Annotated in this window: 6 protein-coding genes; 3 read left to right on the forward strand and 3 right to left on the reverse strand. The window is 70.9% G+C overall.

What is annotated here, in order from left to right; translation table 11 throughout:
* The first annotated feature begins 265 nt into the window (after positions 1 to 265).
* Positions 266 to 1,138, forward strand: coding sequence for a hypothetical protein (locus VFE05_14980; GenBank protein ID HET6231375.1), 873 nt, complete (start codon positions 266 to 268; stop codon positions 1,136 to 1,138).
* Between the two features lie 137 nt (positions 1,139 to 1,275).
* On the opposite strand, the gene VFE05_14985 is transcribed toward VFE05_14980, so the two are convergent.
* Complete coding sequence (locus VFE05_14985) at positions 1,276 to 1,953, reverse strand: hypothetical protein (GenBank protein HET6231376.1); 678 nt, start codon at positions 1,951 to 1,953, stop codon at positions 1,276 to 1,278.
* A gap of 349 nt (positions 1,954 to 2,302) precedes the next feature.
* Positions 2,303 to 3,097, reverse strand: a complete 795-nt coding sequence (gene lepB, locus VFE05_14990) for a signal peptidase I (protein HET6231377.1) — start codon at positions 3,095 to 3,097, stop codon at positions 2,303 to 2,305.
* A gap of 356 nt (positions 3,098 to 3,453) precedes the next feature.
* On the opposite strand from lepB, the gene VFE05_14995 reads away from it, so the two are divergent.
* A complete protein-coding gene (locus VFE05_14995) occupies positions 3,454 to 4,626 on the forward strand; it encodes a tetratricopeptide repeat protein (protein HET6231378.1) in 1,173 nt (390 codons plus the stop codon).
* 116 nt (positions 4,627 to 4,742) lie between these two features.
* Positions 4,743 to 5,933, forward strand: a complete 1,191-nt coding sequence (locus VFE05_15000; protein ID HET6231379.1) for a tetratricopeptide repeat protein — start codon at positions 4,743 to 4,745, stop codon at positions 5,931 to 5,933.
* Between the two features lie 169 nt (positions 5,934 to 6,102).
* Here the strand turns inward: VFE05_15000 and VFE05_15005 are convergent, their stop codons facing one another.
* On the reverse strand, positions 6,103 to 6,978 hold the full coding sequence (locus VFE05_15005; GenBank protein ID HET6231380.1) for a patatin-like phospholipase family protein: 876 nt from the start codon (positions 6,976 to 6,978) through the stop codon (positions 6,103 to 6,105).
* Positions 6,979 to 7,129: the final 151 nt, after the last annotated feature.

Raw genomic sequence — 7,129 nt, forward strand, 5'->3', positions numbered from 1 at the left:
CAGGCAGTTTTGGGGGAGGGGCTGGGGGAGGGGGCCCCATCCGCGCCACATCTCCTAAAAGACGCGCGACATCACGCTCGTCACGTGCCTGTCGAGCCTTCCCAGTGGAGTCGCGGCGCGCCGGAAACGAATGCTTGACCGCGCACCCAAACGGATGCACTGTAGCCGGATGAGCCCCGCGGCATCCCGCAGGGCCCGTCCGCTCCGGTGGCGCCGGATCCGCGGAGCGGCCTTCCCGTCCCTGCTGCTCCAGGAGGTAAGCCCCATGTCCATCTCCCTCCCCACCCGGCGCCTGGCCCTGCCGCTGCTGGCCATGTCGCTGGCCGCGTGCGGCCACGGCGATGCCAAAGTCAAGCCCGCCGACGTGGACCAGGACGCGCCCGCCACCGCCACCGAGCAGGAGGCGGCCGCGTTCACCGCCCCCCGCGACAGCGTGATCAGCGACGAGCAGGTGGCCAAGTACCTCAAGACCAGCCTCCTCCAGTTCGACCTGATCCGCAAGGAGAGCGGCGGCATCCACGACAAGATCGCGGAGATGGACAAGCGCGCGAAGGACGGCGGCACGCTCGCCGCGCTGCGCAACATCGCCGACGCGGGCAGCACCATGGCGCACGCGGGTGACCTGATCGGCGGCAGCTACGTGCGCTCCGCCCGCAGCCTGGGCTACAACCCGGCCGAGATGGAGTGGGTGCGCGACCGCATGGGCGAGGTGGGGGCGTACCTCACCGCCAAGCCCATGCTGGAGATGCAGGTGCAGGCCGCCCAGCAGATGCGCGCCCAGGCCGAGCAGATGAAGGCGCAGGCCGGCTCCGGCTACAGCGCGGCAGACCTCCAGCAGCTCACCGCATCGGCCAACGAGATGGAGGCTAACGCGAAGGGTGCGGACCAGGCGCGCTCGGTGATGGCGAACGTGGCCGTGCTGCACCGCGCCCGCCCGGCCGTGAGCGAGCCCATGTGGACCACCATCACCTTTGCGGGCGGCGCGCTGGGCATGGCGAGCATGGCGGGCTTCGCGGACCCCAACAACCAGGAGACGCAGAAGAAGCTGGACGAGCTGCGCACCGTGTACCAGGCGGCGCTCGACAACCGCGTGGCGCCGGGGATGGAGAACAAGCCGGCCCCGGCTCCCGCGCACTGACGCCAGACGCCCGGATCTAAAGAGAGGAGCCGCGCCCCATCTGCCGGGCGCGGCTCCTCTCGTTTTCATCTACTCGTTCGGACTGCTCCCGCCGGCCTGGACCGGGAAGCCGACAGAGCGCGGTCGTCCGGCGGCTTTTACCGCGCGGCGGGCAGGCGTGACAGCTCGGCGGAGGCGGCGGGGAGGCGGGAGAGCGTGGAGCCGCCGAACAGGTCGCTGCTGGCGATGGGCATCTTGAAGCGCCCGTTGGTGACGATGACCGTCTGCAGGGCCGTGCCGGGCACGCCGTCGTCCGCCTCGGCCGTGCCGCTGAAGGTGCCCTCGATCTCCGTGTCCGACACCGACGTGACCGTCACCGTGCCGCTCGTGAAGAAGAAGGGCACCTCCAGCACGTCGCTCTCCTGGTTCAGGTCGGTGTTGCGCAGGAAGAAGCCCGTGGCGCAGCTCGCGCCGCTGGGATCGGCCAGGAAGCAGGCGTTCGCGTCGAGCGAGTACGAGCGGCCGGGCGTGGGCTGCTCCAGGAACAACGACGTCAGGTCGCCGCGCGTGCCGCTGCCGTGGTCGTACGCCAGCAGCAGCACCAGGCTGTCCGCCCGCACCGCCGCCGCGAACGGGCGGTAGTCGAAGCGCGACGAGGTGGCCGACGGGATCCTGCCGTCTGCCGCGAAGGAGCCGCTGGTGCTGCCGCTGAAGCTGAAGCTCATGGAGCCCGCGCGGCCGTTGCCGGAGCCTGTGGAGTCGTCACAGGCGGGAAGGACGGCGATCACCGCCGCGGCGAGGGCAGCGCGAATGGCGCGCCGGAGTAGCTGCTGCATGGTGGAATACTCCTGGACCGGAAGTGTCGTGGATCGGGATCGAGACGAGGGAAGGCCCGTACTGCGGCACGGCCCGGAAGAGGGCAACCGCCGCGCCGCATCCCGCCGCCTCGCGCATCCGCGTGCGGCGCAACTACCTCGGCTTACCCGCCAGCGTAAGCGCCCTTCCGCCGATGACCCAGTCCGCGGACGATCTCGTGTCGCCGTAAGTGGACGGCGGGGCGTCTCATCACCCCGCTTCAGGAGATCGGCGGACTTCAACCGGGCTCCAGATGCGAGACGGCGCCGCTCCTCTGCCGAGGGGCGGCGCCGTCTGCCGTGCATCTCCCGTTGCGCGGGACCCGGCGCGCTACCGGACGATGCGGCCGATGCGGCTCCAGCGGGCGGCGGTGATGGCGCTGGGGAACGGCGCGCCCGCGTTGGGATCGTACGAGAAGTAGACGAACAGCGGCTTGCCGCGGATCACGTCGCGCGGGATGAAGCCCATGAAACGCGAGTCCAGCGACTCGTCGCGGTTGTCGCCCATCAGAAAGTAGTGGCCCCCGGGAACGACCAGCGGGCCCCAGTTGTCGCGCGTGGGCCGGTACGTGGCGTGGTTCACGCCCGCCGGCAGCGCGGCCAGGTGCCAGTGGTAGCCGTACCGGTCGGCCTGCACCTCGGGCCCCAGCGAGCCGGGCTGGCCCACGTACTGGATCGGGTAGTCCGGCGCGTCCGAGAGCGTGATGTACGGCTCGTTCAGCTTCTTGCCGTTGCGGTACATCTGGTGGGCGATCATCTGCAGCGTGTCGCCCGGCTCGCCCATCACCCGCTTCACCACGTCGATCACCGGCCGGTTGTAGTCCGGGTCGAACACCACGATGTCGCCGTGGCGCGGGTCGCGGATGCCGGGCAGGCGAAGGTCCGTGAACGGCACGTGCGCGCCGAACACGGTGTTGTTCGCCATCAGGTAGTCGCCCACCAGCAGCGTGTTCTCCATGCTTCCGCTGGGGATGGAGTACGCCTGGAACAGGAAGGTGCGGATGAAGAGGAAGAGTAGGAGCGCCACGCCGAGCGACTTGATCCACTCCAGCGTCTCGCTCTTGGCCGGTCGGCTCGCCGCGGTCGGGGCCGCGCGCTCCGCGCGGATGGGCTCGGGTCTGGGCACGTGTTTCTTCGCTGCTGGGGTCGGCATCGCGGGGGGCTGGGCCGGAGGGCGCCGCGGCGGCTCGCGCGGCCGTGGCAGGCGTTGAATATCCCGCCGCGCGCGCGAAAGCACAACCGCGCGCGCCGCACCGGAGTACGCGCATCCCGCCGGACGTGTTTCACCGTCGGCGCCGCTCTCCCGCGCCGTTCCGCGTCCCCGCGCTCCGCGTTCCGGTTCGGCAGATCGCCGTCTCTCGATCCGCCGCGGGCGCATCGAAACCTCGACAGACGCGGCGGCGGGCGCCAGATTCGATACGCTTGTTTCCGCGGCAGCACCCCGCCCGGTTCCCATCCTCCCTTCATACCGCAGCCCTTCGCATGCGCATCTCCCTTCGCGCCGCCGCGGTTCTCGCCCTGCTCGCGTGCACGTCCACCGTCAGCGCGCAGGCGCCCGCCGCACCCGTGAGTCTGCCGCAGCAGCCGGTCTTGCCGGACACGGCGGATGCGAACGACTGGAGGTCGTACTACAACGCCGGAGTGACGCTCGCGCAGCAGCCGGGCACGGCGGCGCGGGCGGACGACGCGTTCTACTGGGCGGGCCGCCTGGACCCCAGCCGCCCCGAGCCGCTCCAGGGACGGTGGGTCACCTTCTGGGTACGCAACCAGGGCCTGTTCTTCAGCAGCGACCCTGGGGTGTTCCGTCGTCCCGAGGTGCTCGCGAACGATTCGCTCCGCTGGCGCGCCACGCTGCGCAACCCGTTCTTCTCTCGCGACCTGGACCCGCTCGTCTACGGGCGCGTAGCCCCGTTCATCCGGATTACGCCGTGGCTGCGGTCCATGCTCACGTTCGCGGACGGGGACTATCGTGGCGCAGCGGAGATGGCGGGCCGTGCGCTGCGCTCGGAGCAGAAGCAGGAAATGGCATTGCGCGAGGTGCGGCAGCTCTCGTTCGCCGCCGCCAACCAGCTGGACAGCGCCCGCGCCGAGACGGAACGCATGCTGGCCCTGGCGCGCGCTCGGGACGAGCATGAGCGGGTGAAGGTGTACCAGGGCAAGGAGCTGCTGGCGTACGAGCTGGGACTGATCGACGCGGCCGCCGGAGACCTGCGTGGAGCACGAGAGGTGCTGGCGAACGCCCTCGTCGAGAACATGGCGTTCTACCCGGCACACACGGCTCTTGGCGACGTTGCGCTCGCCACCGGCGACACGGCCACCGCGCTTTCCGAGTACGCCCAGGCCGTGGCCCTCGCGCCGGACGACCCGCTGGTGCACTTCCGATACGGCGGCGTCCTGCTGCTGCGGACGGGCAGATACGCCGACGCCGCCGCACAATTCCGCGCCGCCAGCGAGGCTGAGCCGTGGTGGGCCGAGGCGTACCTGAACCTGGGCGTCGCGCTCGAAGCATCGGGCGACAACGACGGCGCGCTGGAGGCGTACCGGCAGTTCATCGCGCACGCCCCGCGGCGGATGTCGGAATCGGTGGCGCGCATCCGGGAGCGCATCGCCGCCCTCGCGCCCGCAGGCAGCGCCGCGCCGCCTTCGATCCGATAAGCAGCCTCGTGATCCGCGTCCGGACGCCATGCGGGCCGATGCCGAGCCCTGACATCTCTTTCCACGTCCACACGTTCTGCCGTCGCATGCCCAACCTGCCGATTCCGTCCCCCTCCGTGCGAGCCGTTCTCCGTGCCGCCGCCGTCGCCGTGCTTCTCGCCTGCGCACCCGCCGCGCATGCCCAGGGGCCTGGCGCCGCGCCGTCCCCAACGCCGCCGCGGCCCGCGCTGCCGGACACGGCGGATCCGAACGAGTGGTCGTCGTACTACAACCGCGGCGTCAGGCTGGCGCAGGTGTGGGACAGCGTGCCCGCAGCCGATGCGGCGTTCTACTGGGCCGGCCGCCTGGACCCGAGCCGCCCGGAGCCGCTCCAGGGCCGGTGGGTGGCGTTCTGGCTGCGCCACCAGGGCATCCTGTTCGGCGGCGATCGTGCGGCGTTCCGCCGTCCCGAGGTCCTGGCCGCCGATTCGCTCCGGTGGCGGGCCACGCTGCGCAACCCGTTCTTCTCGCGCAACCTGGACATGCTGATCTACGCCCACGTCGCCCCCTTCACCGGGGTGGACAGGTGGATGCGAGCGATGCTCACGTACGCCAACGGCAGCTACGCCGAAGCCGCCAGGCTGGCGGGCGCCGCGCTCCGGTCCGATAAGAAGTACGAGATGTCGCTCCGCGAGGTACGGCAGCTCTCCTTCGCCGCGGCGAACCAGCTGGACAGCGCGCGCGTGGAGACGCAGCGGATGCTGGACTTGTCGCGCGCCCGCGACGAGCGCGAGCGGGTGCTGGTGTACGAGGGCAAGGAGCTGCTGGCGTACGAGCTGGGCCTGATCGACGCAGCCCGGGGCGACCTGCGCGGCGCGCGCGAGGTGCTGGCGAACGCGCTGGTGGAGAACATGGCCTTCTACCCGGCTCACACCGCCCTCGCCGACGTGGCGCTCGCGACGGGCGACACCGCCACCGCGCTGGCCGAGTACGCGCAGGCGGTGATCCTCGCGCCCGACGACCCGCTGGTGCGCTTCCGCTACGGCGGCCTGCTGCTGCACACCGCCAGCTACGCCGAAGCCGCCATGCAGCTCCGCATCGCCAGCCGCGCCGAGCCGTGGTGGCCCGAGGCGTCGCTCAACTTGGGCGTCGCGCTCGAAGCATCGGGCGACAACGCCGGCGCTCTGGATGCCTACACGCAGTTCGTCGCACATGCCCCCCGCCGCATGGCCGCATCCGTGACGCAGATCCAGGAGCGCATCGCCGCCCTCGCTCCCGCCGCAGACACCACGGCCGCCGCTACGTCACCGTCGCCGGACCATCCGTAGCACATTCGGGCAGGTGGACTATTTTCGGCAGATGAAAACGAGAGGCCCCGGCATCCGCGCCGGGGCCTCTCGTCGTTGGCAGTGAGTCCGCAAAGGCGGACTTTGCGCCTCTGTTGCCGCGGTTTCAACCGCCAGGCTCCCCCCGCTCCGCCCCACATCCCCCGAACCTCTACGCCGCCTCCGCCTTGTCCAGCGCCTCGCGGGCGGCGCGGTAGCCTTCCTCCAGGAAGAACTGCGTGCGCTCGAAGTCCCAGCCGCCCAGGTGGCCGATCTTGGGGCGGATGTACACCAGCGGCGGGCCGTCGTAGTTGTCCAGGCAGCGGCTGCGCTGCTCCTGGAGGTTGAGCCCCAGCACGCGGTCGTGCACCGCCAGCAGCCCGTTATTGAGGAAGTTCACCTCCGGCGGCAGCAGGTCCGACCCCACGTCCACCCCGATGATGCGGTCCGCCGGCTCGCCCCACTTGGCCGCCTTGCGGATGGGGAAGACGTCGATCACGCCGCCGTCCACCATCACGTCGCCGCCATACTTGAGCGGCGGGAAGTAGATGGGCAGCGCGCACGAGCCGTACACCGCCTGCGCCACGGGGATGTCGCCGTCCACGTCGCTGCCGAACCAGATCTCGGTGCCGGTGATGAGCGACACCGTGTTGATGCGCACCGGGATCTTGGCCTCGGCGAAGCTGCGGATGGGCAGCTCCCGCTCGATGTAGCGCAGGAAGTGCTCGCCGTCGAAGACCGCCTCCTCGCGCACGCCGCCCATGAAGATCGCGCGCTTGTTGATGGAGACGATGTCTTCCTTGCGCAGCGAGCGGGCGAGCTGCGCCAGCTCCCGCCACCCCATCCCCCCCGCCAGGCACACGCCGATGAGCGCCCCGATGCTGGTGCCCATGATGGCGTCGGGCTTCACGCCGGCGTCCTCGAGCGCCTTCCACACGCCGATGTGCGCCAGCCCCTTCATGCCGCCGCCGCCCAGCACGAGGATGGTGCGCCCGCCGGTGTGCCGGTGCGTGGCCTTCGCCTGGTGCGCGGGGGTGTTGGTCTTCACGGATCCGAACCGGGTGCGGGGCGTGTGTGGGCCGCCATGCGAGGAGCCGCGCGCGGCTCGCTCGCTGGCCGCGAAGTGCAACTCGCAGACCACGTGCGGGCCTCTGGACGATGCACGCATCTTGCTGCCTCCCGCGCGGCCGCGCAACGGG

The sequence above is a fragment of the Longimicrobiaceae bacterium genome (assembly GCA_035696245.1).
Lineage (GTDB): Bacteria > Gemmatimonadota > Gemmatimonadetes > Longimicrobiales > Longimicrobiaceae > DASRQW01.

Coding starts and splice junctions, on each gene's coding strand:
- VFE05_14985 (HET6231376.1), bottom strand. CDS start 1,953: ATGCAGCAGCTACTCCGGCGCGCCATTCGCGCTGCCCTCGCCGCGGCG.
- VFE05_14995 (HET6231378.1), top strand. CDS start 3,454: ATGCGCATCTCCCTTCGCGCCGCCGCGGTTCTCGCCCTGCTCGCGTGC.
- VFE05_14980 (HET6231375.1), top strand. CDS start 266: ATGTCCATCTCCCTCCCCACCCGGCGCCTGGCCCTGCCGCTGCTGGCC.